We start from the raw sequence: 26,153 nt of genomic DNA on the forward strand, positions 1-26,153 counted from the left end.
AGCCGCGACACGAGGGGCGTGGCACGTCGCGTAATCGTGCGGGCTGGACGCGGCCGATACGTCATGCACGGATGCGCACGCGCGATGGAAGCCGCGCCGAATCCGGACGCGCGGTCGCGCCATCGCACGCCGAACGCGGCGCAAGATGCTTCGGACTGCGAATGCAGCAAGGCGGCAGTTCGACGAAGGCAACCGCCGCCCGCGCACATCAGAACAGGTGACGAATCCCGAGGTTCGCGCCGACGGTCGTCCCGGTGACCGCGTAAAGCGCGTTGTTGATCCCGAGCCCGGTATTCATCGCGCCGTGGTTGTTGACCATCGCGACCTGCGCGTACAGCGCGGTGGCCTTCGACAGGCTGTAGGTCGTGCCAACGGCCGCGAGCAGCGAGTGATTGGCCGTGTCGTTGCGATCGCTGGTGAACCAGACGCCGCCGTTCAGGTCGACGGCCGGCGTCGCCTGGTAGTCGAGGCCGCCGCCGTACACGTTGTTGCTGAACGATCCGCCGACCTTGTAGCTCGCGAACGACGCCTTCGCGGTGACCGGGCCGAACCGGTACGCGGCGCCGATCGTGCGTCCGACGAACGCGACGGTGCTCGGCGTCGGCGTCGGGTTGGTGCCGTCGTTGCCGTCGTAGAACGCGGCGTTGATCATGAAGCCGTCGTGCTCGTATTTGACGCTCGCCGAATACTGGCGTCCGGCCTGGAAGTCGCCGGCCTTGCCGCCGAACGCGAACATCGCGCTGCCGGTGAGGCCGGCGATCGTCGGGCTCGTATACGACACGGCGTTCGGGTTGAACAGGCCCGTCACGAGCACGTTGTCGACGTAGTTGATCAGCCCGCTGCCGAAGTGCGAGAAGTTGCGCGGATCCGAATCGAAAATCGCGAGCAGGAACGGCGAGTACTGCACGCCGGCCTTGAGCGTGCCGAAGCCGCCATCGAGCCCGACCCACGCCTGGCGGCCGAAGAAGTTGCCGTTCGAATGGGCGAACGCGCCGTTGGTGACGGCAAAGCCGCTTTCGAGCTGGAATTTCGCCTTGAGGCCGCCGCCGAGATCCTCGGTGCCGGTCATCCCGAAGGTCGTCGGCGTCATGCCGGTGTCGGTCATCGCGAACTGATGGCCTGCGTTCGCGCCGGTGGCGGCATCGAGCGTCTTGCTCGTGTACAGCAATGCGGCGTCGAGGTTGCCGTACAGCGTCACGCTGCTTTGCGCGAAGGCGCCGGTGCTGGCCATTGCGCCCGCCAGCGCGGCGCAACCGATCACGATTCTGTTTTTCATTGGGATGTCTCCAGTGTTGTTGTACGTCCATGCATCGAACAGGGATGTGACGGACGCCGCGCATGGCGGGGGCCGTCGTGCAGGCCGCGCACGCAGGGTGGGGCGCGGCGGGACGCACGTGCGCGGCCGGGTGTCGGCCGCGCGCGACGCGTTCATGCCCCGGATGGGCGCCGGAACGCGCGTGCGTCGAGGAAGTCGGGGAGGCCGGCCGGTGCCGGCCTCGTGATTCAGAGCGACTGGCCGAGCTGGTCGAGGATCGCCGGGTTCTCGAGCGTGGACGTGTCCTGCGTGATCGCCTCGCCCTTCGCGAGCGAGCGCAGCAGGCGCCGCATGATCTTGCCCGAGCGCGTCTTCGGCAGGTTGTCGCCGAAGCGGATGTCCTTCGGCTTCGCGATCGGCCCGATCTGCTTGCCGACCCAGTCGCGCAAAGTCTTCGCGAGCGCCGCCGCTTCCTCGCCTTCCGGACGCGAACGCTTCAGCACCACGAACGCGACCACCGCCTCGCCCGTCGTGTCGTCCGGACGGCCGACCACCGCCGCTTCCGCCACCAGCTCATGCGAGACCAGCGCCGACTCGATCTCCATCGTGCCGAGCCGGTGGCCCGACACGTTCAGCACGTCGTCGATGCGGCCCATGATCGTGAAGTAGCCGGTGTCCTTGTCGCGCACCGTGCCGTCGCCGGCCAGATACAGCCGGCCGCCGAGTTCCTCCGGGTAATAGCTCTTCTTGAACCGCTCCGGGTCGCCCCAGATCGTGCGGATCATCGCCGGCCACGGCCGCTTGACGACCAGGATCCCGCCTTGCCCGTTCGGCACGTCCTGGCCGGTCTCGTCGACCACCGCGGCCATGATGCCCGGCAGCGGCAGCGTGCACGAACCCGGCACCGTCGGCGTCGCGCCCGGCAGCGGCGTGATCATGTGGCCGCCGGTTTCGGTCTGCCACCACGTATCGACGATCGGGCAGCGCTCCTGGCCCACATGCTTGTGGTACCACATCCACGCTTCCGGATTGATCGGCTCGCCGACGGTGCCGATGATGCGCAGGCTCGACAGGTCGTAGCTCTTCGGGTGGACCTTGTCGTCGGCTTCGGCGGCCTTGATCAGCGAGCGGATCGCGGTCGGCGCGGTATAGAACACGGTGACCTTGTGATCGGCGATCATCTTCCAGAAGCGCCCGGCGTCCGGATAGGTCGGCACGCCCTCGAACACGACCTGCGTGCCGCCGCACGCGAGCGGCCCGTACGTGATGTACGTGTGGCCCGTGACCCAGCCGATGTCGGCCGTGCACCAGAACACGTCGGTCGGCTTCCAGTCGAAGGTCCACTTCATCGTCTGCGCGGCCCACAGCAGGTAGCCGCCGGTGCTGTGCTGCACGCCCTTCGGCTTGCCGGTCGAGCCCGACGTATACAGGATGAACAGCGGATGCTCGGCGCCGACCCATTCCGGCGCGCACGTGTCGGACTCGGCGTGGGCGAGTTCGTGCATCCACAGATCGCGCCCGGCGTGCCAGTCGACCTTGCCGCCGGTGCGGCGATAGACGATCACGCTCTTCACCGCGTCGCAGCCGCCCATCGCGATCGCTTCATCGGCGATGCTCTTGAGCGGCAGCGTCTTGCCGCCGCGCGCCTGTTCGTCGGCGGTGATCAGCGCGACCGCGCCGACGTCGACGAGCCGCTCGTTCAGCGATTTCGCGGAGAAGCCGCCGAACACGACCGAGTGGGTCGCGCCGATGCGCGCGCAGGCCTGCACCGCGACGATGCCCTCGATCGACATCGGCATGTAGATGACGACGCGATCGCCCTTCGCGATCCCGCGTTTCTTCAGCGCATTCGCGAAGCGCGACACGCGTGCGAGGAGATCGGCGTAGGTGACGCGCGTGACGGTGCCGTCGTCGGCCTCGAAGATCACCGCGACGCGCTCGCCGTTGCCGGCTTCGACGTGACGGTCGAGGCAGTTGTACGACGCGTTGAGTTCGCCGTCGTCGAACCACTTGTAGAACGGCGCGTCGCTCTCGTCGAGCACCTTCGTGAACGGCTTGTGCCACGAAAGGCCTTCGCGGGCGAGACGCGCCCAGAAGCCCTCGTAATCGCGCTCGGCTTCGGCGGCGAGTGCCTCGTAGGCCGGCATGCCGGAAATGGTTGCGCGCTCGCGCGTGTCGGCCGTCGGTTCGAAGATCCGGCGTTCCTGAAGGATCGATACGATGGCGGTCAAGGTGTTCTCCATGGAAATCGTAGTGTGTGGCCTGACGGTTGAAACGCAACTTGCATGCCAATCGCACGGATATTCGAACGGAGCGGCGTGTGTGCTTACTGTCGTGCTATTCCCGGCGATCGATCTGCACTGCAAAGCAATTAAAAAGAGGACGGTCGGTGTATCTGTCCGCTTGCCGCTTGCGTCGAAATGCAGCAGACGTGTTGCAGGCTTCAACACGGCGTGCGATTAGCGATGAGCACCGCCCGTGGGCCGTTCGCGTACTACGCGATGAACGACCGGAGCAGACCGAGCGTGTCGGACGCGCGAAGTCGGGCGAGCGCCGAGGCCTCGATCTGCCGCACGCGTTCGGCGGACAGGTTCAGCTGGCGGCCAATGTCGCGCAGCGAGCAGCCTTCGTCCGCGTGCAATCCGTAGCGCAGCTTGAGGACCATCGCCTCGCGCGGCGGCAGCCGGTCGATCACGGCGGCGATCGTGCGGCGTAACTGCGTGGCGCCGGCCGCGTCTTCGGGAGAAGGCGTCGACGTGTCCGGCGCGACGTCGGCGAACGTCATGTCGCCTTCCGGCGAGACCGGCACGTCGGCGGAGACCGGTTCCTTCACGATGGCCATCAGGTCGCGCACCTTGTCGACCGGCTCGCCCATGTGGACGGCCAGTTCGGCCGGCGTCGCCGCGGTGCCCGCGCGCTGCCGATGCTCGCGCGCGAGTCGCGACAGCTTGTTCAGCGCGTCGACCGTATGCGTCGGCACGCGGATCGTGCGACCGAGGTCGGCGAGCGCATGCGTGATCGCCTGCCGGATCCACCAGGTCGCGTAAGTCGAGAACCGGAAACCGCGCCGGTAGTCGTAGCGCTCGATCGCCTTCAACAGTCCGATATTGCCTTCCTGGATCAGGTCGGCGAACGGCAGGCCGCGATCCGGATAGCGCTTCGCGATCGACACGACGAGCCGCAGGTTCGCATCGAACAAACCCGTCCTCGCCGGCTGCATCGCGTGTTCGATCGCGCCGAGCCGTGCATCGAGCGACGCGGTCGCGCCGGGCGGCAGTTCCGATGCGGGGGCCGCGCGCACGATCGCGTCGCGTGCATCGATGAACTCGGCCGCCCGTCTTTTCAGCGTCGGCGCGCAGGCCGGGTGCGCGGCGATGCATGATGCCAGCCAGCCGGCGTGATCGTCGTCGGCCGCGTGCGCGAACGACCGCGGGACGCCGACGTCGGCCAGCATCCGCTCCAGCCGGGCCCGCAACGCACGGTGCCGGCGCGCGCGGGCGCGCAACGGCTCGCTCATCCGTTCGAGCGCGCGGGCGGACAGGCCCAATGTGCGGAGCAGTGCAGCGGCGTCGCGTACGTGCGTGCGATACGCGGCGCAAGCGCTGCCGCCGGACGCCAGCGCGGCGCGCATGCCGTGCGCGAGTTCATCGATGCGTGCGAGCCGCGCCACTACCGCGCCGCGCCAGGCCGAATCCTCGGTCTGCGTATCGGCCTCCGTATCGTCGTCGCGCGCGGGTTCGCCGGCAGGGGTGGCCGACGTGCGCACCTCGGCGTGATCGACCGTCATGTCGTCGCGCGGGCCGTCGTCGAGAAAGATCACATAGGTCGACGCGGCGGTCCGGCATTGCGCGATCTCGACGCGAATCGACACGAGCGCGTCGAGTGCATCGGGGTCGCCGCACAGCACCGCGGCCGACGCGGCGCGGCCGCGCTCGATCCGTCGCGCGTACGCGAATTCCTCGTCGCGCGTGAGGAGTGGCGTCGTGCCCATCTCGCGCAGGTACAGCCGGACCGGATCGGTCGTGCGCGGCGCGAGCAGGTCGGCCGCGGCGAGCGTGCCGGCGCCGTCGGCCCATGCGCGCGCGGGCGGCGCGGGCCGGAAGTAGCGCTCGAGCGTCCAGCCGCTCGCGGTATCGGCGCTGTCGCACACCGCGATGCCGAGTTCGCCGAGCACCGCCGCCACCGTATCGACGCCGCTGTCATTCGCATCATCGTCGGGCAGCCCGTCGATGATGTCGCCGCGCGTGACGAAGCCGCGCGACAGGCCGGTCGCGATCAGCGCGTGGAGGTGCGCGACGGCGTACGGCGCTGCGCCGTCGTCGCGGCCGGCCGTGGGCACCGCCGCGTGCCGCGCCGGCATCCCGTCGCGCGACGCGTCACGCGCGCTTCGCATACACGTTGCACCAGCCGTCCGCCGCGACCGACTTGCCGACGAACATCGGGCACGTGCCGCTCGCATCGGCCGCCTCGCCCTTGTAGAAGCGGCAGTTCGAGCAGCGCTGGCCGGCCTGGTATTTCGGGAACTGCGCGGCGTCGACGCTGGACGCATGCGTGCGATAGCCGAGCGTCTTCGCGGCGGCGTCGTTCTCGTCGACGAGCGGCGGCGCCGCATAGGCGGTGCGCCCGGCGGCGAGCGCGGCGCACAGGCCGATAGTGTTGACGATGAAGGTTCTGCGGGAGGTGGAGTGCGTCACGGTCGTGTCCTGATCGAGATGAAATCATGGGGAAGGGCGCGGCCCGCATCGCGTGGCGAAGCCGCTTGCCCGGTGTTACTGGCTCGCGTTTGCGTCCTTATGTGCGGCGGGGCCGGCGATGAGCGGCGCCGTCGACGCGCGTGCGGCATCGGCCGTCAGCTTGTTCTTGCTGGCGATATAGCCGTTCGACGCGAGCAGGAAGGCCATCAGGTCCGCGTATTCCTCGTCCTTGAGCTTGCCGGGCTGGTCGGCCGGCATGTTGGTCGCCATGTAGCCGAACACGCCGCCGATCGTCAGGTGCGAATGCGACAGCGGTGCGAACGACGTGCCGCTCAACGCGGGTGCGGTATTGCCTTCGAGGTCGGCGCCGTGGCACTTCGCACACGCATTGCCGTAGAGTTCCTTGCCGTGCGCGGCCTGGGTGGCGTCGAACGCGGGTGCAGGGTCGCCGGTGCCCGCGGCGACGCGGATGAAGCCGCCGCCGGCAGTCGCGTTGCGCGCCCGCAGGAGGCCGCCCGGTTGACGGCCGCCGGCTGCGGTCGCGCTGTCGAGGAAGCGCGCCGGCGTGCGCGACTCGTGCGCTTCGAGCGCGCTGCCGGGCAGCGCCCACTTGCGGGTGAGTGCGGCGAGCCGGCCGTTGTTCTTCATCTGCGTGAGGGCCGCGTCGATGCGCTGCTGCAGCGCGGCCGAGCGCGGTGCGAACGCGAACGTGAGCTGCCACTCGGCATACGGCGACGACGTCGCGCCGATGCGGAACGCCTGCTTCGGATGGGCGGCCTGATACGCGACGACCGCCGGATACCAGACGATCGCGCGATGCGCGCGGCCGCGGGCGACCGCATCGACGGTTTGCTCGGACGTGTTCTCGAGATCGAAGCGCGCGTCCTTCTGCTGGACCGCGATCAACTGCGCGGGGCTCGCGTAGGTGGCCGCGACGATTTCGCGGCCGGCCGTCGGCGTGCCGGCGTCGCGGCGCGTGACGCTCACGTAGCCCGAGCGCAGGTAGCCCTGCGAGAACAGCAGCTTCGTATCGGATGCGTCAGCGATCGCCGAGCGCGGGAAGCCGGCGAGCACGTCGCAATCGCGTTCGAGGATGCCGGCGAGCTCGTGCGCGGACACGCCGTCGTCGTCGCTGCCGCCCGCGTCGTGCGCGGAGAAGGTGGCGACGATGCCGGCCGTGCGGAATACGTCACGGGCGATGGCCTTGTCGAGCGCGGCCGTCGGCGTGCCGGGCAGCGAGCAGACGCGCACCGGCGTCGCGGCCGTGGACGGCACCGGGAGCAGCGCCGTGCTTGCCGCGAGCGCGCAGGCCACGGCGAGGCGGGAAAGTGGAAGGTTCATGATCGTCGCTCGGTTGGAAACGGGGGAGGCACCCGCGCCGTCGGCGCGGGCGCAATACGGTTGGCCGGGATCAGCCGCGGTCGAGGGCGAACACGTACAGCGTGCCGCCGCGCGGCACGTCGTCCGCCGCCTTGGCCATCGGGCCGCCCCAGATCGGGTTCGCGCCGCCGTAGCCGGCGAGTACCGCTACGTACTCCTTGCCATCGACTTCAAACACCGACGGCTGCGCGATGATCCCGCTCGCAAGCTTCGGGCTTTCCCACAGCACCTTGCCGGTCGACACGTCGAATGCGTACAGGTGGCCGTCGAGCGAGCCGCTGAACGCGAGGCCGCTCGCGGTCGTCGCGACGCCGCCGTTCCACGGCAGCTTGCTCCAGTGGCTCCATACCTTCTTGCCGGTGTTCACGTCGATCGCCTGGAGTTCGCCGTAGCCTTCGCTGCCCGGCTCGGGCTTGATCTCGAAGCCTTCGCCGAGATACGGCAGCCCTTCCATGTAGTTGACCGACTTGCCCGACAGGCTCATGCACGCATGCAGCGCCGGCACGATCGCGAGGTGGCGTTGCGGGTCGTACGACACCGACCACCAGTTCTTGCCGCCGAGGAAGCTCGGGCATGTGTCGATCGTCGTGCCGACCTTCGGATACTTCGCGGGATCCTGGATCGGCGCGCCGTCTTCCGTGTAGCCGGTGACCGACGTCGCCTTCACGAACGGTTCCGCATAGATCAGCTTGCCGGTGTCGCGATCGATCGCGTGGAAGTAGCCGTTGCGGTCCGCGTGGATGATCGCGTCGTGCTCCTTGCCCTTGTACTTGATCGTCGCGAGCACCGGCGTGTTGACGCCGTCGTAGTCCCAGGTGTCGTGCTTCGTGTACTGGTAGTGCCACTTGAGGTCGCCGTTCTTCGGGTCCAGCGCGAGCAGCGAATCGGAGTACAGGTTGTCGCCGGGGCGCAGGTCCGCGAGCCACGGCCCCGGGTTGCCGACGCCCCAGTACAGCGTGCGCGTCGCCGCGTCGTAGGTGCCGGTCAGCCAGGCCGGTGCGCCGCCGTGCGCCTGCATGCCGTCGGGCCAGGTATCGGCGTGCTTCTCGCCCTGGCCGGGGATCGTGTAGCGCTTCCACAGCAGCGCGCCGTCGTTCGGGCTCAACGCGGCGATGAAGCCGCGCGCGCCGTACTCGCCGCCCGAGCTGCCGACCACGATCGCGCCGTCGATCGCGAGCGGCGCGAGCGAGAACGCGTAGCCGAGCCCTGGCTCGAACATCTGCTTCTTCCACACGAGCGCGCCGGTCTGCGCATCGAGTGCGGCCACTTCGCCGCTCAGCATCGCGACGTAGACGTTCTTGCCGTACAGCGCGACACCGCGGTTCACGACGTCGCAGCAGGCCGTCTTGAACGATTCCGCGCCGAGCTTCGGCTCGTATTTCCACAGCTGCGCGCCGGTGGCCGCGTCGAACGCGTACACGTTGTCCTTCGGCGTGGTCACGAACAGGTAGCGCCCGTTGACGATCGGCGTGGCTTCGAAACCCTGCTTCAACTCGGCCGGAAACTTGTAGCTCCACGCCTGCGTGAGCTGCTTCACGTTCGACGGGTCGATCTGCTTGAGCGGCGAATGCGACTGGCCGTTGTACGTGCGGTAGTAGGTGAGCCAGCCGGGATCGCGCTGCGCGTCCGTGAGGCGCTGGTACGTGACGGCCGGATAATCGGCGGCGGCGTCCACGAGGCCGGGATTCAAGGCGATGGCGACGGCTGCCGCGATTCCGATCGTTGCCAGTCGGCGCGTCGAAGCCGAGAGTTTTTTCATGGTTGTCTCCTGAGTCATTGTGGTCGCACCGCGGCCAACTCATGGCCGGGCCGGCAAGGGTGGGGATCCGGGTCCAGTGCGCAGCCAGTCACGCAAATCGCATGCCATTGCGGCGGAAGCATTGCCGCGCAAGGAGGAGCGGCCGATTGCGCGCGCGGTGGTGTCGCATGCGGCGCAGCGCGCGTGACCCGCAGGTGTTGCGTTCGGGGACAGCCGCGGGCGGAGTGTTGCGAAACATGACAGTGGGTTGATGGTGGCGCGGGGCGCATCGCGTGCGACGGAGCGTGTTCGTTCGGTGAGGTCTTTGGAGGCGTGAATGCGCGGCGCAAGCTCGCGATCGCCATCGACGGAGCGCAGGGGTCGCGCACGGTGTCGTGCCGGCGACGATGCCCACGCTACCGGCAGCTCTGGGCCGTGCACGCGAGGCGTGCGTGGCGACCGGGTTGCCGCATCACTGATCCAGATCGACACAGGTGCGACTGCGGTGACACGGATTGCAATAGGGACGCTCCGCGCGCCGTCGCGTGGCAGCGGCCGCATGCCGCCGGCTAGCCGGTGCATGTGTCGGTATGCTTCTTGCCGCTGTCGACCTCAAACGATCGCGTGCGGTGACACAGCGCGATGATCGTTCCGATGCCCTTCGACGCTCCGGCCAATCAACGCAGCGTCGATTGCCGTCTACGAATCGTTACGGATAACGACATAAATAAATGGCGGAAGGAGACATGGAGATGAAGGAAACCGAAGCATCGAAGCGTCGCTTCGTCGCGCGCTATGCGTGGGACTGAGCGGGCGATTCGGCATGCGGTGCTGCGTCCGCGACGGCGGTCAACATCTCACGCACCGCCCGCGCGACGCCATACGCGAGCGCAGCGTCGCTCGCAAGATGCCCGGCCCGCACGCGTTCGACGATGGCGGCCGGCACCGCGCGCGAGAGACGGTCGACGTTGTCGACCGGGCATACGCGGTCGCGCGTGCCGTGCACGGCATGCAACGGCACGCCGGCGTCTGCGGCCTGTCGTGCCAGCGCGAGCAGCCGGCGCTCGCCGAGCCAGCATGCACGTTGCAGGTAATGCGCCTGGATCCGGTATTTTTCGATCAGCCGGTCGACGGTGCGCTGGGTCGGGCGCGCCCCGCGTGCCGGGCGCCCGGTCAGGATCGCGTCTTCATATGCGCTCCACGCGAGCGCGACCGCGCGTTGCCGCACCGCGCCGGCACCCGGCTGCAGACGCCGCGCGCAGCAGCCGATCAGGCGATCGGCCCGCGTCGTGCCGGCGGCGGCGGTCAGGCGCTGCCATGCCCGCGGTGCCCGCGCGCGTGCGCCGATGAACAGGCCGCGCACTTCGCGCGTCGACGTGAGGAACAACCCGCGCAGCACGACGCGGGTCACGCGCGACGGATACCGTCCCGCGTACGCGAGCGCGAGCGCCGCCCCCCACGATCCACCGACGACACCCCAGCGCACGATGCCGAGCTGCGCGCGCAGCGCGTCGAGGTCGCCGATCAGCCGCATCGTATTGTTGTGACGCAGGCCGCCGCGCGGCGTCGACGCGCCCGCGCCGCGCTGATCGACCAGCACGACGCGCGTCCGCGTCAAATCGAACAAATGCAGCACCGCTGCCGGTCGGCTGCCGCTGCCGGGGCCGCCGTGCAGCACGACGACGGGCTGGCCGAGCGGATTGCCGGCTTCGGTCCACGCGATCCGGCATGCGTCGCGGGACAGCGCGGGCGGGGAGGCGGAAGTAGCGCGGCGCGGTCGGTGTGGTCGGTGCGTCATGTCGTCGAAGGCGTCGGAGTCAGGGTAATCGCCGATGCGGCAGGGAGCACGAACCGGCCGTGGCTTGACCGACATCAAAGCCAGAATCGCGCCAGCGACGACGATCGGAATCATCCGGTAACGGCGACGGGTGCATTCGCATTCGCAATGCATCTCACCTCGGCAGTCGTCGCGAGCGTCCGGCGCTTGCTTGCATCTTGCTTTCATTGGGCATCGAGGCAGCGATACACGACGCGCGGTTGAAGCAGCATAGCCACCGTGGCCCGAAGTTTGCTTGATTCAGGACAAACAGTCCGGCACCGACCGGAAGGATCCCCGGAGGAGACAATGCGCGATGACGTTCATCCGACGGCCAACGCACGTGCCACGCATGCGCCCGGCTGGCCGACGCCGACGATCCAGAAGTCCCATGAGCGGTCCGAGACGTTCGGCCTGCAGGCGTCGGCACGTCCCGACTACGACCTGCTGTCCGGCGCCGCGCTGGCGCTCAAGCGCGAGCAGAACCGCGTGCTGTGCGTGCATGCGATGCCGGTGATGGAGACGCTGCACGAGCAGATCGTCAATACCCAAAGCATGATCGTGCTGACCGATGCGGAAGGGTTGATCCTGCATTCGATCGGCGACGACGATTTCCTGCGGCGCGCGGAACGCGTCGCGCTGCGCCCCGGCGCGAACTGGGCGGAGAACCGGCAGGGCACCAACGCGATCGGCACCGCGCTCGCGGAGCTGTGCCCGATGGTCGTGCACGGCGACCAGCACTTCCTGGCCGCGAATCATTTCCTGACCTGCTCGAGCGTGCCGATCCTCGATCCGTACGGCGACGCGATCGGCGTGCTCGACGTGACGGGCGACCACCGCAGCTATCACCAGCACACGATGGCGCTCGCGAAGATGTCGGTGCAGATGATCGAGAACCACCTGTTCACGACGACCTTCCAGGAGACGCTGCAGGTGTCGTTCCACGGCCGCCCCGAATTCCTCGGCACCTTGATGGAAGGGATCGTCGCGTTCACCGCGGACGGCCGCTTCCTGTCCGCCAACCGCAGCGCGCAGTTCCAGCTCGGGATGCCGCTCGCCGCGCTGCGCGCGCATACGCTCGCGTCGCTGTTCGACGTGACGAGCGCGCAGCTGATCGACCGGATGCGCGCAAGCACCGAGCCGCACGTGTCGCTGAACCTCGGCAACGGCGCGGTGGTCTGCGCGCGCGTGCAGTTCCGCCGCGCGATGCGGGCCGAGGGCAGTCGGCCCGCCGAAGTGCACGACGGCGCCGCGCCGGCCGCGCGGCCGCCGGCTGCGCAAGGCGCGGCGAACCTGTCGCGGCTCAGCTATCTCGACACCGGCGATCCGCAGGTGGCGGCGGTGATCGCGAAGGTCCGCAAGGTGATCGGCAAGGACATTCCGGTGCTGATCACCGGCGAGACCGGCACCGGCAAGGAACTGCTCGCGCAGGCGATCCACAACGACTCGCCGCGCCGCGACGGGCCGTTCGTTGCCGTCAACTGCGCGTCGATTCCGGAGACGCTGATCGAATCCGAGCTGTTCGGCTACGAGGAGGGGGCGTTTACCGGCGCGCGCCGCAAGGGCGCGACCGGCAAGCTGCTGCAGGCGAACGGCGGCACGCTGTTTCTCGACGAAATCGGCGACATGCCGTATCCGCTGCAGGTGCGGCTGCTGCGCGTGCTGCAGGAGCGCATCGTCAACCCGCTCGGCTCGACGAAGGCGATCGGTGTCGACATCGCGATCATCTGCGCGACGCACCGCGACCTGCGCGACATGATTGCGCAGAACCGCTTTCGCGAGGACCTGTATTACCGGCTCAACGGCCTCGTCGTGCGCCTGCCGCCGCTGCGCGACCGGACGGACCTCGCGGTGGTCGTCCAGAAGATGTTGCAACGGGAAACGCTGTCGGGGCCCGGGCGCCGGCCGTTGAGCGTCGCGCCCGACGTGATGGCGCTGTTCGAGCGCTGCGCGTGGCCGGGCAATTTCCGGCAGCTCGCGAACCTGCTGCGTACGGCGGCCGCGATGGTCGACGACGACTGCGAGATCCGCTGCGAGCATTTGCCGGACGACTTCTTCGACGACGTACGGCGCGACGACGGGCCGGCGGCATCGGGCGCCTGCGCGCCGCCGCCGCTCGCCGCGCCAGCGCCAGCAGCCGCGTTCGCGGCCTGCGATGCGCGGTTGCAGGACGTGGCCGCATCCGCGATCGCGGCCGCGCTCGCGCGCCATGGCGGCAACGTGTCGGCCGCCGCACGCGCGCTAGGCGTGTCGCGCAACACGATCTACCGCAAGATGCCGGCCGCCGGGCCCGAGGCGCTGGAGCCCGACGAGCGCTGACGGTGGCGCGACTGTCACACGGGTGTGTCAGGTTGCAACACCCGGTGTTCAAGGACTCAACACCTGCTCAACCGGACGCGCATGCTGCAAACCGTCAGCGAAAGGTTGACGAAATTACGGTGTATGGAAATAGAAAGAATGTCGGTGGCGTGACCACCCGGCGGCTGCCGCATGTCCTCGCGCGCCGCCTCGCGACGCAGATCGCGCCCCGGCACGCTCCTTGCTGAATAGGTATCGGCCGCTCGATCGATGCGGTTGTTATCGACTCACCAACTCAACAAGGAGACTCATCATGCAGTGGACCACGCCGGCTTATACCGACCTGCGTTTCGGCTTCGAAATCACGATGTACATCGCCAACCGCTGATCGACGCGCGCAGCGCCGCCCGCATCGACGGACACGATGCGGGCGGCACCGGGAGCATACGCAGATGAAGATCAAGATACTCGGCTCGGGCGCCGGCGGCGGATTGCCGCAATGGAACTGTAACTGCGGCAACTGCCGTCGCGCTCGGGCCGGCACCGACGGCATCGTGCCGCGCACCCAATCGTCGATCGCGGTCAGCGGCGACGGTGTGGACTGGGTGCTGGTGAACGCGTCGCCGGACATCCTCGCGCAACTGCGTGCCGATCCCGACCTGCAGCCGGCCCGTGCGATCCGCGACAGTGCGATCGTCGCCGTCGTGCTGTGCGACGCACAGATCGATCACGTGACGGGCTTGCTGATGCTGCGCGAGCGCACGTCGCCGCTGCCGCTGTACGCGAGCGCGCCCGTGCTCGACGATTTGTCGACGGGGCTGCCGCTCGTGCCGCTGCTCGGCCACTACTGCGGCGTCGACGTACACCCGATCGCGCCGGGCGAACCGTTCGCGATTCCCGGCGCCGGCGGCATCCGCTTCACCGCCGTGCCCGTCGACAGCAAGCCGCCGCCTTATTCGCCGCGGCGTGCGGCGGCCGTTCCCGGAGACAACATCGCACTCCTGATCGAAGATACGGCCACGGGCCGCCAGGCATTCTACGCACCGGGGCTCGCCGACGTCGACGACGACGTGCGCGCCGCGATGCGCGACGCCGATCTCGTGCTGGTGGACGGCACGTTCTGGACCGGCACGGAAATGATCGACCTCGGCCTGTCGTCGAAGCACGCGGCCGAGATGGGCCATCTCGCGCAGTGCGGCGACGCGGCGCAGCCGGGGATGATCGATCGGCTTCGGCCATTGCCCGCGCATACGCGCAAGGTGCTCACGCACATCAACAACACGAATCCGATTCTCGACCCCGGTTCCGCGCAGCGTGCACAGTTGCGCGAGCACGGGATCGAGGTCGCCCACGACGGCATGCAATTCGAGATCTGACGATGAACGCACCGATTCCCGCCGCGGCGCTGCACGCGACGCCCTGGAGTGCGCAGGAGTTCGAGGCGCGTCTGCGCGCGCTCGAATCGCGCTACCACATCCATCACCCGTTCAACCGGCGCCTGAATACCGGCGCGTGCTCGCCCGAGCAGATCCGCGGCTGGGTCGCGAACCGCTTCTACTACCAGATCAGCATTCCGCTGAAGGACGCGGCGATCCTGTCCAATTGCCCGGACCGCGATACGCGCCGACTGTGGGTCGAGCGGATTCTCGATCACGATGGTCACGGCGGGCAGGAAGGCGGGATCGAGGCATGGGCGCGCCTCGGCGAAGCGGTCGGCATCGAGCGTGCGGAACTGTGGTCGCTCGTGCACGTGCTGCCCGGCGTGCGGTTCGCGGTCGACGCGTACGTGAATTTCGCGCGGCATGCGCCGTGGCAGGAAGCCGTGTGCTCGTCGCTGACCGAGATGTTCGCGCCGCAGATCCATCTCGACCGGCTCGCGGGCTGGCCGTCCCACTATCCGTGGATCGAGGCCGACGGGCTGCAGTATTTCCGCAGCCGCGTGCCGCTCGCGCAGCGCGACGTCGAGCACGGGCTCGCGGTCACGCTGAACCATTTCACGACACCGGACGCGCAACGGCGCGCGCTCGACATCCTGTCGTTCAAGCTGGATGTGCTGTGGTCGATTCTCGACGCGATTGAAAAGGCCTACCCCGCATGAACTCCAACGACGTCGTCAGCGGCGTGCCGCTGCGCCCCTCGCTGAGGGGCATGTACCGCCTGCAGTGGGAGGCGGCCCAGGATGCATACGTGCTCCTGTATCCGGAAGGCATGGTCCGGCTCAATCCGAGCGCGGGCGAGATCCTCGCGCGCTGCGACGGCACGCGCGAACTCGACGACATCATCGACGAACTCGAGCGACTGTTCAGCACGTCGGACCTCGCGTCGGACGTCTACCGCTTCCTCGATCATGCGCGACTGCGCGGCTGGCTCGACTGACATGGACACGACACCCGCACCGACCCGGCCGTCCACGCCATTGTGGCTGCTGGCCGAACTCACGTACCGCTGTCCGCTGCACTGCGCGTTCTGCTACAACCCGGTCGATTTCGCGACGCACGGCGCCGAACTCGATACCGACGCATGGCGCACGGTGATCAGCGATGCGCGCGCGCTCGGCGCCGCGCAGATCGGCTTTTCCGGCGGCGAGCCGCTGCAGCGCGACGACCTTGAGGTGCTGGTCCAGCATGCGCGATCGCTGGGTTTCTATACCAACCTGATCACGTCGGGCGTGGGCCTGAACGCCACGCGCATCGACCGGCTCAAGGCGGCCGGGCTCGATCATATCCAGCTGTCGCTGCAGGATTCGACGCGCGAGCTGAACGATTTCCTGACCAGCACGCGCACCTTCGACCTCAAGCGCGACGTCGGACGGCTGATCAAGGCGCACGGCTATCCGATGGTGCTGAACTGCGTGCTGCACCGATACAACTTGCCGCACGTCGGCCAGATCATCGAGATGGCGCTCGACCTCGGCGCGGATTTTCTCGAACTCGCGAATACGCAGTACTACGGCTGGGCGATGCTGAATCGCGACCAGCTGATGCCGACCGCCGAACAGCTGCGCGAAGCCGAGGAAACGGTCAACCGCTACCGCAAGCTCGTCGGCGAACGATGCAAGATCCTGTTCGTCGTGCCCGACTACTTCGAGCAGCGACCGAAGGCCTGCATGAACGGCTGGGGCTCGGTATTCCTCGGCGTCGCACCGGACGGCACCGCGCTGCCGTGCCACGCCGCGCGCGGGTTACCTGGCCTCGTGCTGCCGAACGTGCGCGACCGGTCGCTGAAGGAGATCTGGTACGACAGCGACGCGTTCAACGCGTTTCGCGGCGACGGCTGGATGCGCGACCCGTGCCGCACCTGCGACGAGCGCCATACGGATCATGGCGGGTGCCGGTGCCAGGCGTACCTGCTGGCGGGCGATCCGGCGGAGGCCGACCCGGTGTGCGCGAAGTCCGCACATCACGGCCAAGTCGAGCAGGCCGTGCAATTCGCGCGGCGGGCGGGGCGGCAGGATGAGCGTCCGCTGATCTTTCGCAGTGTGGCCAATTCGGTCGGGCGCTGAGCGCTTCTTTCCGTCGGGTCGACGCAAGTCATTCAGACGCGCATTTGGTATGGGCGCGGCGCATCCGTGTGCCGTGCCGCGCGTGCCTTCCCAGTCCGATTTCCCCATTCGACCGCCGCACGACGGTCATGAAAACGATTCGATCCGGATGCGATTCCGCTCGAGTCCGTGCCGGACAAAATCTCATGCGACGAATGTGTGCCGCCAAATCCCACCAATGACAAGGATTCGCGTGGCGCCCGGGTCTCGAGTAATCCAGAGTAATTCCGCGTAATTACATGTATTGGTTACGGGTAAATCCTTTTCAGCGACAACGTTTGCGCGGTACCTATCCGGGAAGATTCGACGATGACACAGGTATTTCATTGTCGAAACGACGCGACACATTCGCGTAATGTCCATTCGCATTCGATGAAAATTACCGCATCGGACACTTGTCGAAATTGAAGCGTGTACGATGCAAGCGCGGCATCGCCGATCCGCATTCAGCGATTCCCCCGGCCGAACTCGTTCAATTCCGTCGACTGCGGCCCGTGTGACGTTTAAAGCTGGTACCTCCGGCTTCGATGTCAATATTTCCTTGCAATACACGATCGATTGGAGTGGTAGCCCGGATCAGGCCTCGGCGACACGTCAGCGCGTGTGGTCGCGTACTCCATTTGCCGGCCGGCTTCACTCAACACCCTGAGCGGTACCCGACCATGCACGATTGAAACGAGCCCCGGCAGTGGACGCGCATTGACGTCGCGATACTGTCCCTCGTCCATTTCGGCAGTGCCAGCCGGAATGGTTGACGCATTGAACCGATATCGGCTTCTCATCATTCATCTGAGGAGAGCCGGCTTCCTTATCCCGATTCAAATCGCGGAGGGTTGATGCACGTCAATTATTCGCGAATCTACATGAAGATATTTATCCCCGGCGTGATGAAACTCAATAAATAGTGCCACACCATAGGCTTGATTGATTCCGACAACAACACGGCGAAAACAGACACTGGGAAATCGGCGGGTGAGGGTCGCCCCTATGATGCGGCGCAGAAAACAAGAAAATGTAAGAAATTGTTAAAGGGCCGAAATGATGCACACAGTGTCGAATCATTCATCGACGGGGTTAAGCGTGAATCGTGGTAGAGGCGCCAGCAACGGGCATCAACGAGCAAGCGTAATCGTACTGTTGCTCGAAGGTTTCTCGATCATGCAGATGGGCAAGCTGGCCGCCGTTTTCGAACTAGCGAATCAACTTGGACGCGCCGAAGGCGCTTTCACCGACCGTTACGAGTTGCGCTTGTATTCCGTGCATGGCGGGCCGGTTCGTTCGTCCTCGGGCGTGGGCATCTGGACGGAAGCGGCACGCACGCTCGGAGCCAGCACGGTCCATGCGATGTTCGTGTTGAGCGGTCAAGACGGGATCGACGCGCTCGACGAGCAGTTGATCGCGTGGCTCAGGCATGCGCACCAACGCGCGCGCGTCGTTCGTGGCAGCCACGGCGGCCGCAAGTTGCTCACGCAGATTCATCTGTCGCAGAAAGAGGTCGAGAAGGCCGGGCCGGGCGCGGACGGCAGCGGCGCGTCGTCCGCCGGACGCGGTGACGATGAACCGGCCGGTGACGAAGACGACGGGCCGTTCTCCGATGCGTTGTCGCTCGTCCGCGTGGACATGGGCTACGAGATCGCGCAGGAAATCGTGATGTGCATGGTGTCCGGCGCGAACCGCAAGCTGACCGACGTGCTGTTCGGCGCACGTGTTGCGCGCGCGAGCACGTTGATCCGGATGGCAGCGCATCACTTGCGCGTGAACAGCGAGAACCGGATCTCCATCGCCGATGCCGCGCAGGCCGCCGCGATGAGCGAGCGTAATTTCCTGCGACGCTTCAAGAACGAAATCGGCGTCACGCCCACCGAGTTCGTGCTGAGGATCCGCCTCGAAAAGGCGTGCCGCATGCTGATCGAAACCGATCTTCCGGCGGACAAGGTCGCGCGACGCACAGGCCTCGGCAGCGGCGACCGGATGGCGAAGCTGTTTCGCCAGCACTTGCAGACTTCGCCAACCGAATATCGGGCGGCCGCCCGAAAAGGTGGCGACGCGTCGACCGACATGCTGTACGCATCGGACCTCGGCGACTGGATGAACGGCGCACCATCCTAGACGAACGATTGCAATTCGCCGTACGCTTCCATTCGGTGGAATGGCATTGCGCGAATTCAATTCGACATTCGAATATTGATGTTTCGTCAGAATGACGGTGACGTTATTCGGGCGTGGAAAATGACGGATATAAGTCCGAATCCATGCGACGAAGGCGGATTCGGCCACAATCGTGGCGCGGTCCGACACCGGTCGATCCAAACCATTTTCCGCTGATTAAATTATCGACTGGCCTTTCGAGGAGGCGGCACCCGGGCACTCCTCGGAATTTTGCCTGCCGTGTCGCCGTGAGCGCACCGTGCAGGCCTTTTTATTCGTTGAGCGAGCATCCGGCAGATCGATCGAGCCGGTGCTCGCTTGCAGGTCGCGGCAGCGCGAGGCGATGCGTGCGCTGTTCGCCGCGCCGGTAATGGCCGGCGCGATGAATTGCAAATCGACATGTAAAGACGTGTCGTCATTGTGATCGAAATTCGAGCATGAATCGTTGTGCGCGCACGTTATTCGTGCGCGGCGGATGCATTACCTGATTGGGGAAATACATCGAATAATTCGCGCGCGGAATTGCCCTTGATTTGTTCCGCCATCAACAAGGCGGATTCGGACGCAAGCGACAAAAGCGCGAGTCGCCACGAATATGATGCACTGCGGAAACGTCGAGGCGACGGATTGCAACGAGCGCCGCGGGGAGTATGCATCGCAACCAGCCAGATCGTGATGCGTCGGAGTCGCGGCAAGCCGCCGCGGCGAGATCGAGGGGACGCCTGGCGCGACACGCGTGGCAGACATGACATGCCGCTGCACCGCGAACGGATGTTGGATCATGAATTAGGAGTTCATATCAATGAATTCGTTGATCAATCGAGCGACCGATATCGGACTGATCGTGCTGGGCGCGTTCATTCCCGCGTTGATCGGCGCGACCGGCGGTGCGCGCGGCACCCTGTTCGATGGTGCGCTTGTCGCCTTTGCCGCCGCGCTGGCGTTGTCGGTATTTCCCGCTTGCGGCATCTATGAGGCGGCGCGCAGGCGCTCGGCGCTGCACGTGCTGGGCCGCACGGTGCTGGCCTGGATCGTCGTGCAGGGCATGAGCACAGCGCTGCTGTACGTGCTGCATCGTGCGCACGTGCTGTCGAGCGAGTGGTTCGTGTACTGGACGCTCGCGAGCGGGATTGGCCTGATCGCATTCCGCGCGTTGACGCTCGCGATCTTCGGGATGATCGAGCGTGCGGGCGACCAGGTGCGTGCGGCAGCCATCGCGCATGCGGACCTGCGCGGCCAGCGCGAGATTGGTCATCGGACTATCGGGCGCATCAAGCGGATGGTCAAGCGCAGCTTCGACCTGGTCGGCGCGTCGACGCTGCTCGTCGTGCTCGCACCGGTATTGCTCGGTATCGCATGGACCGTGCGGCGCGACGGCGGCCCGGCGATCTTCGGACACGAGCGGGTCGGCCGCAACGGCCGGCGGTTCAAGTGCCTGAAATTCCGCTCGATGGTGACGAACGCCGATGCGGTGCTCAAGGCCTTGCTGGAGCGCGACGCCGACGCCCGCGCGGAATGGGATCGCGAATTCAAGCTGAAGAACGATGTCCGCATCACGCCGATCGGCCGCTTGCTGCGCAAGACGAGTCTCGACGAACTGCCGCAGTTGCTGAACGTGCTGAAGGGCGACATGAGCCTGGTCGGGCCGCGCCCGATCGTCGAGGCCGAACTCGAACGCTACGGCGCCGACGTGCGCTACTACCTGATGGCGAAGCCCGGCATGACCGGCCTGTGGCAGGTCAGCGGGCGCAACGACACCGACTATTCGACGCGCGTGTCGCTCGACGTGTCCTATGTGCGCGAGTGGTCGCTGCGCCGCGACATCGGCATCCTGTTTCGGACGATCAACGTGGTGGTGCGCGGTTCTGGTGCGTATTAGCCGCCGGCACTCGCACCGATGTCGCGAAGTATGCGCGGCGGTGGCGCGTGACGGCGGCAGGCACGGCGGTGTCCAGCAGCAAGCAGTGGCAGCAAGCATGTCCGGTCTCGACAGGGGTGCTGTACTCGCGGTCCACACGACGCGGGGCGACCGGCGCAATTTCAAATTAAAAAAGTGCGAGGTTGTAATGCAGAGGTTGCGTCAAATGGAGTCGGCGCGTGCGTGCGCGCCGCGCCGAGCGTCGCGTGTCGGTCCGCTCGTGATGATCCTGCCGCTATGCACATTGCTGGGCGCGTGCGGCATCGCGCCGGGCATGCGCATGCAGCAGCCGGCGTCGATTCCGCTGCAAAGCGGTACCACGCCGGCCGACAGTGCCGCGTTGCCGGTTCCGGTCACGAACATCGACCTGACGTTGATCCGGCGCATGCGCGATACCGAACGCGGTACGCGCGGCGAAGCCCGCGATGTCGTATCGTCGCCGGACGCGTACACCATCGGCCGCGGCGACGTGTTGCAGATCACCGTATGGGACCACCCCGAGCTCGCGGCGGCGCTCGGTGCGCCGGCGCAGGCCGCGCCGCGCGCGGCGGATGCGCCGCCGGGTTTCGTCGTCGACCAGGACGGCACGCTGCAGTTTCCCTATGCGGGCCGGCTGGCGGTCGCCGGACTGACGGCCGAGCAGGTGCAGACACAGCTCACGCGCCGTCTCGACAAGACGTTCAGGAATCCGCAGGTCACCGTGCGTATCGCGTCGTTCCGCGCGAAGCAGGTGTATATCGAGGGCGAGGTGCATACACCGGGCTCGCAAGCCTTGAATGACATCCCGATGACGCTGTATGACGCGATCGGGCGGGCCGGCGGCTTTTCGGCGGCGGCCGACCAGAGCCGCATCGTGCTGGTGCGCGACGGCGTCGAGCGCCGGATCGACCTGACCGAGATGGCCGAGCAGGGCCGCAATCCGTCGAAGATGGTGCTGCGCAACGGCGACCTCGTGCGTGTGCTGCCGCGCGACGAGAGCGGCGTGTTCGTGATGGGCGAGGTCAACAAGCCCGTGACGGCGTTGCCGATGCGTAATGGCCGGCTGACGCTGAGCGACGCGATCGCGCAGGCCGGCAGCCTGAACGCGAACACGGCCGATGCCGCGCAGCTCTACGTGGTGCGCGGGATGCAGGACGAGCAGCCGCAGGTCTATCACCTCGATGCGCGCTCGCCGGTCGCGATGGTGCTGGCGAATCAGTTCCAGCTGAAGCCGAAGGACATCGTCTATGTCGACGGCAACGGGCTCGTCCGCTTCAGCCGCGTGCTCAGCCTGTTGCTGCCGGCCATCAACGCCGGCCTGACCGCCGCGATCGCGACCAAATGATGGAATCCATCCTGATCGTCTGCGAGGGCAACATCTGCCGCAGCCCGATGGCAGAAGCGATGCTGCGTCAGGCCATGCCCGGGCGGCGCGTGGCATCCGCCGGACTGAACGCGCTGGTCGGCATGCCGGCCGCGCCATACGCGCAGGAGGTGATGCGCATGCGCGGGTTCGACGTGTCGACACATCGCGCGCAGCAGATCGGCCGCTCCCTGTGCACCGACGCCGATCTGATCCTCGTGATGGACCGTCGCCAGCGCGCGTCGCTCGAGAACCAGTTCCCGTTCGTGCGGGGGCGCGTGTTCCGTCTCGGCGAGTACACGGATTTCGACGTGCACGACCCTTACCGCCAGCCCAGATTCGTGTTCGAACGCTGCGCGCGCCTGCTCGAACTCGGTGTGTCCGAGTGGTCGAAGCGCCTGCGTATCGTCTGAAGCGGCCGTCGGTCGATGCCCCACTGGAACCCAATACGCCTCATATCGTTGCCATGACCCAACCCTCCGCCCCGCCGCAGCAAACCGCCGAAGACGGCAGCGAGACCGATTTCGTCGCGGTGCTCGACATCCTGCTGGAAAGCCGCTGGCTGATCGCGGCCATCACGTGCGTGGTGCTGGCCGCCGGCCTCGCATATGCGATTCTCGGCAAGCCCGTGTTCGAAGCAAACATCATGGTCCAGGTCGAGGACAGCCCCGACACGTCGGCCGCCAAGTCGTTGCTGGGCGATGTGTCGTCGCTGTTCGACGTGAAGTCGTCGGCCGCCGCCGAACAGCAGATCCTCGCGTCGCGACTGGTCGTCGAACGCGCGGTCGACAAGCTCAACCTGTTCATCGATGCGTCGCCGAAGCGTTTTCCGTTGATCGGCGACTGGATCGCGCGCCATCGCGACGGCCTGTCCGATCCCGGCTTGGCCGGCTTTGGCGGCTATGCCTGGGGCCGCGAGCACATCGACGTGCCGCGGTTCGACGTGCCGCGCAAGAACGAAGGCGACGCGTTCACGCTGACGAGCCTCGGCGGCAAGCGCTATCGGCTCGAAGGCGGTGATCTCGACGCCGCGGTCGAGGGCATGGTCGGCATGCTCGAAACGTTCCGCTCGCCGCGCGGCCCGATCACGCTGCAGGTCGCGTCGATCGCCGCGAAGCCCGGCGCTGCCTTCGTGCTGGTGCGCAACTCGCGGCTGAAGACGATCGAGGACATCCGCGACCGCCTCAACGTGCAGGAGCGCGTGAAGCAATCGGACGTCGTCGTCGCCAGCCTTCAGGATACCGATCCGAAATGGGTCAGCGACACGATGAACGAGATCGGTCGCCAGTACGTGCGGCAGAACATCGAGCGGAAATCGGCGGAGGCCGCGCAGTCGCTCGAATTCCTGACCGCGCAGCTGCCGCAGCTCAAGCAGCAGCTGACCGATTCCGAAGCGCGCCTGACGAAGCTGCGCAACGAGCACGGCACGGTCGATCTCACCGAGGAAGCAAAACTCGCGCTGGCGCAGACCGCCGACGCGAAGACGCGCCTGCTCGAGCTGCAGCAGAAGCGGCAGGAGCTGATGTCGCGCTTCACCGAACGGCACCCGAGCGTGGCCGTGATCGACGAGCAGATCGCCGCGCTGAACGGTTATCGCAGCACCGCCGAGCTGCAGATCCGGCGCCTGCCCGACCTGCAGCAGGAAACCGTTCGGATGATGCTCGACGTGAAGGTCAACACGGACCTCTACACGGCGCTGCTCAACAACATGCAGCAGCTGCAGCTCGTGCAGGCCGGCAAGGTCGGCAACGTGCGTCTCGTCGATACGGCGGCGGTGCCGGAAGTGGCGGTGCGGCCGAAGAAGGTGCTCGTCGCGCTGGCGTCGCTGCTGCTCGGGCTGCTCGCCGGATGCGGCACCGCGATCGTCCGCTCGATGCTGTTCCACGGGATCTCCGATCACAACGAGATCGAGCGCCGTCTCGGCCTCGCGGTGTACGCGACGGTCCCGATCAGCGACCATCAGCGCGACCTGGCCGAGGAGGCCGCGCGCAAGAGCGGCCACAGGTCGATCCTGTCAATCGACTTCCCGAACGAGCCGGCCGTCGAGTGCCTGCGCAGCCTGCGCACCGCGCTGCAGTTCGCGATGCTCGAGGCGAAGAACAACGTCGTGCTGATCGCAGGTCCGGCGCCGGGTGTCGGCAAGACCTTCCTCTCGTCGAACCTCGCCGTCGTGATGGCGAGCGCAGGCAAGCGCGTGCTGCTGATCGACGGCGACATTCGCAAGGGCCGGCTGCACGACTATCTCGGCTTTCCGCGCGGCCGCGGCTTCACCGAGCTGGTCGCCGGCGGCGCGCGCGTGGAGGACGTGATTCACCGCGAGGTGGTCGACGGTCTCGACTTCATCTCGACCGGCACGATGCCGAAGAATCCCGCCGAACTGTTGCTGAACCGCAATCTCGCGACGCTGGTCGGCGAGCTGTCGTCGCGCTACGACATCGTCGTGATCGACTCGGCGCCGGTGCTCGCGGTGCCCGATACCGGCATTCTCGGCGCGGTCGCCGGCACCGCGCTGCTCGTCACGATGGCAGGAAAGACGAAGCTCGGCGAGATCAGCGAATCCGCAAAGCGCTTCGCGCAGAACGGCGTCCGCCTGAACGGCGTGATCTTCAACGGTGTCAATCCGCGGCTCGGGCAGTACGGGTACGGGTCGAAATATGGCGGTTACCGCTATGTCGCCTACGAATACGGGGCGCAAGATGCGTGATGCGCGCCGCGTCACCGCCGGCGGCCCGGCCGACGCATCCGGTCGCGCGCGGCGCACGGAGGCGAGATGATCAATCCGCGGGATTCGATCGTGTCGCTCGCCGGCGTCGTGGTCGGCCAGATCGCGCTGTTCGTCTGCATCTTCGTGATCGGACGGCGCTTCGGGCCGGCGTCGCTCGGCCACTTCAACTATCTGCTCGCGCTGGCGACCTTCGCGGGCACGCTGCTCGCGTTGCGCTACGAACTCGCGTGCGTCGATGACGCGCCGGGTGAGTCGTTCAACGCGTTCGTCAACGTGACGGCGCTGAGCCTGGTCGTCGTCGCGGTATTCGGCATCCCAATCGCCGTCGCCGGCCGCACGGATCTTTATCTGGTCGCCGTCTATGCGCTGGCATCGTTCGTGCAACTGGCCGCCGGATCGTATCTGAACAGTCTCAGGCGCTACGGATGGATTGCGCTGTCGCGCGTGGTGGTCAACGGCGCATTTCTCGCCGGCCTCGTGCTGTCGCTCGCATGCCCCGCGTGCGGCCAGGTCGACGTGTTCGCGCTGTACGCATGGGTGAGCGCCGCGGTCTCGATCGTGATGGCCGCAGCGATCCTGTTCTCTGGCTATCGGGCCGGGTATTCGTTCATGCTGTCCCGCGGATTCTTCGTCAGGAATCGCGGTTTCGCGCTGTATATCCTGCCGTCGACGCTGTGCGCGTCGGTGCTGACCTACGCGCTATCGATCGCGATTCCGCACTGGTTCGACGCGCAGAGCGCCGGCTACTTCGCCGCGGCTTACCGGCTCGGGTTCTTTCCGGTTTCGCTGATCGCGCAGAGCGTCGGCGGCGTGTTTCGCCGCGACGCGATCGGCGCGATGGCGCGACCGGATGCGGGCACGACGGTGCGGCGCGTGTACCGAGCCTACGCGCGCGCACTCGCGGGCCTTGCTGCCATGTACATGGCCGGCGGGTTGCTGCTGTTCGCGCCGCTCGTCAACCTGTTCTTCGGGGAAAGCTGGCGCGGCTCGGTCGGGTTCTATCACAGCCTGATGCCGCTGTTCGCGCTGCAGCTGGTTTACGTGCCGCTGTCGCAGATCTTCCTCGCGACCCGCGCACAACGCATCGATTTCCTGTTTCAGCTGACCTGTGGCGTCTGTCTTGCCGGTGCGCTGGGCATCGCGCGACTGATGAACCTGTCGGCTCCGACGAGCGTGCAGGTCTTTTCGCTGACCGGCGCCGCGCTGATGGCGGCCGGCATCGCGCTGACGTACCGGGTCCTCGACACGAATGTGTCCCGATCCGGGGCGCTGGCGTGAGAACGCCGATACGACGAAGG

At 66.8% G+C, this 26,153-nt stretch carries 19 protein-coding genes; 12 read left to right on the forward strand and 7 right to left on the reverse strand.

Annotated elements, in window-relative coordinates:
• Positions 1–208: 208 nt before the first annotated feature.
• The 7 genes from FFI87_RS30110 to FFI87_RS30140 all read right to left on the reverse strand — a co-directional run bounded on the left by FFI87_RS30110 (position 209) and on the right by FFI87_RS30140 (position 10,865).
• Positions 209–1,276 carry a porin gene (locus FFI87_RS30110; protein WP_138850815.1) on the reverse strand — a complete coding sequence of 356 codons (1,068 nt, stop codon included), beginning with the start codon at positions 1,274–1,276 and terminating at the stop codon, positions 209–211.
• Positions 1,277–1,503: 227 nt separating this feature from the next.
• Positions 1,504–3,498 (reverse strand): acetate--CoA ligase, encoded by a 1,995-nt coding sequence (gene acs, locus FFI87_RS30115; RefSeq protein ID WP_186381772.1) that lies wholly within the window; start codon positions 3,496–3,498, stop codon positions 1,504–1,506.
• 251 nt (positions 3,499–3,749) lie between these two features.
• The gene (locus tag FFI87_RS30120; protein WP_138850901.1) at positions 3,750–5,615 is read right to left on the reverse strand and encodes a sigma-70 family RNA polymerase sigma factor; all 1,866 of its coding nucleotides are present in this window, start codon (positions 5,613–5,615) and stop codon (positions 3,750–3,752) included.
• A 16-nt stretch (positions 5,616–5,631) separates the two neighbouring features.
• Positions 5,632–5,949: a high-potential iron-sulfur protein gene (locus tag FFI87_RS30125; protein WP_138850817.1), complete on the reverse strand. Its 318-nt coding sequence runs from the start codon at positions 5,947–5,949 to the stop codon at positions 5,632–5,634.
• A gap of 75 nt (positions 5,950–6,024) precedes the next feature.
• Positions 6,025–7,290 (reverse strand): c-type cytochrome, encoded by a 1,266-nt coding sequence (locus FFI87_RS30130; RefSeq protein WP_138850818.1) that lies wholly within the window; start codon positions 7,288–7,290, stop codon positions 6,025–6,027.
• A gap of 70 nt (positions 7,291–7,360) precedes the next feature.
• On the reverse strand, positions 7,361–9,088 hold the full coding sequence (locus tag FFI87_RS30135; RefSeq protein WP_012372240.1) for a methanol/ethanol family PQQ-dependent dehydrogenase: 1,728 nt from the start codon (positions 9,086–9,088) through the stop codon (positions 7,361–7,363).
• Between the two features lie 772 nt (positions 9,089–9,860).
• Entirely contained in the window at positions 9,861–10,865 is a 1,005-nt protein-coding gene (locus tag FFI87_RS30140) for an alpha/beta fold hydrolase (protein WP_138850819.1), read from the reverse strand.
• Between the two features lie 327 nt (positions 10,866–11,192).
• Between FFI87_RS30140 and FFI87_RS30145 the strand changes: the two genes are divergently transcribed.
• From FFI87_RS30145 to FFI87_RS30200, 12 genes are all read left to right on the forward strand, one after another.
• Positions 11,193–13,202 carry a sigma-54-dependent Fis family transcriptional regulator gene (locus FFI87_RS30145; RefSeq protein ID WP_138850820.1) on the forward strand — a complete coding sequence of 670 codons (2,010 nt, stop codon included), beginning with the start codon at positions 11,193–11,195 and terminating at the stop codon, positions 13,200–13,202.
• A gap of 292 nt (positions 13,203–13,494) precedes the next feature.
• The gene (gene pqqA / locus FFI87_RS30150; RefSeq protein ID WP_006410019.1) at positions 13,495–13,569 is read left to right on the forward strand and encodes a pyrroloquinoline quinone precursor peptide PqqA; all 75 of its coding nucleotides are present in this window, start codon (positions 13,495–13,497) and stop codon (positions 13,567–13,569) included.
• Between the two features lie 64 nt (positions 13,570–13,633).
• Positions 13,634–14,557 carry a pyrroloquinoline quinone biosynthesis protein PqqB gene (gene pqqB, locus FFI87_RS30155; RefSeq protein WP_012372243.1) on the forward strand — a complete coding sequence of 308 codons (924 nt, stop codon included), beginning with the start codon at positions 13,634–13,636 and terminating at the stop codon, positions 14,555–14,557.
• Positions 14,558–14,559: 2 nt separating this feature from the next.
• On the forward strand, positions 14,560–15,279 hold the full coding sequence (gene pqqC, locus FFI87_RS30160; RefSeq protein ID WP_012372244.1) for a pyrroloquinoline-quinone synthase PqqC: 720 nt from the start codon (positions 14,560–14,562) through the stop codon (positions 15,277–15,279).
• A complete protein-coding gene (gene pqqD / locus FFI87_RS30165) occupies positions 15,276–15,557 on the forward strand; it encodes a pyrroloquinoline quinone biosynthesis peptide chaperone PqqD (RefSeq protein ID WP_012372245.1) in 282 nt (93 codons plus the stop codon). Before pqqC ends, pqqD begins: the two co-directional genes overlap by 4 nt.
• A 1-nt stretch (position 15,558) precedes the next feature.
• The gene (gene pqqE, locus FFI87_RS30170) at positions 15,559–16,683 is read left to right on the forward strand and encodes a pyrroloquinoline quinone biosynthesis protein PqqE (protein WP_138850821.1); all 1,125 of its coding nucleotides are present in this window, start codon (positions 15,559–15,561) and stop codon (positions 16,681–16,683) included.
• Between the two features lie 1,296 nt (positions 16,684–17,979).
• Positions 17,980–18,831 (forward strand): helix-turn-helix domain-containing protein, encoded by an 852-nt coding sequence (locus FFI87_RS30175; protein ID WP_409995136.1) that lies wholly within the window; start codon positions 17,980–17,982, stop codon positions 18,829–18,831.
• Between the two features lie 841 nt (positions 18,832–19,672).
• Positions 19,673–20,749 carry a sugar transferase gene (locus tag FFI87_RS30180; RefSeq protein WP_138850823.1) on the forward strand — a complete coding sequence of 359 codons (1,077 nt, stop codon included), beginning with the start codon at positions 19,673–19,675 and terminating at the stop codon, positions 20,747–20,749.
• A gap of 187 nt (positions 20,750–20,936) precedes the next feature.
• On the forward strand, positions 20,937–22,112 hold the full coding sequence (locus tag FFI87_RS30185) for a polysaccharide biosynthesis/export family protein (RefSeq protein WP_138850902.1): 1,176 nt from the start codon (positions 20,937–20,939) through the stop codon (positions 22,110–22,112).
• Positions 22,109–22,543 carry a low molecular weight protein-tyrosine-phosphatase gene (locus tag FFI87_RS30190; protein WP_138850824.1) on the forward strand — a complete coding sequence of 145 codons (435 nt, stop codon included), beginning with the start codon at positions 22,109–22,111 and terminating at the stop codon, positions 22,541–22,543. The genes FFI87_RS30185 and FFI87_RS30190 overlap by 4 nt, the downstream gene beginning before the upstream one ends.
• Before the next feature lie 53 nt (positions 22,544–22,596).
• Positions 22,597–24,834: a polysaccharide biosynthesis tyrosine autokinase gene (locus FFI87_RS30195; RefSeq protein WP_138850825.1), complete on the forward strand. Its 2,238-nt coding sequence runs from the start codon at positions 22,597–22,599 to the stop codon at positions 24,832–24,834.
• Between the two features lie 66 nt (positions 24,835–24,900).
• Positions 24,901–26,133, forward strand: coding sequence for a lipopolysaccharide biosynthesis protein (locus FFI87_RS30200; RefSeq protein WP_138850826.1), 1,233 nt, complete (start codon positions 24,901–24,903; stop codon positions 26,131–26,133).
• Positions 26,134–26,153 lie beyond the last annotated feature (20 nt).

The organism is Burkholderia sp. KBS0801 (assembly GCF_005937855.2).
Classification (GTDB): Bacteria; Pseudomonadota; Gammaproteobacteria; order Burkholderiales; family Burkholderiaceae; genus Burkholderia; species Burkholderia ambifaria.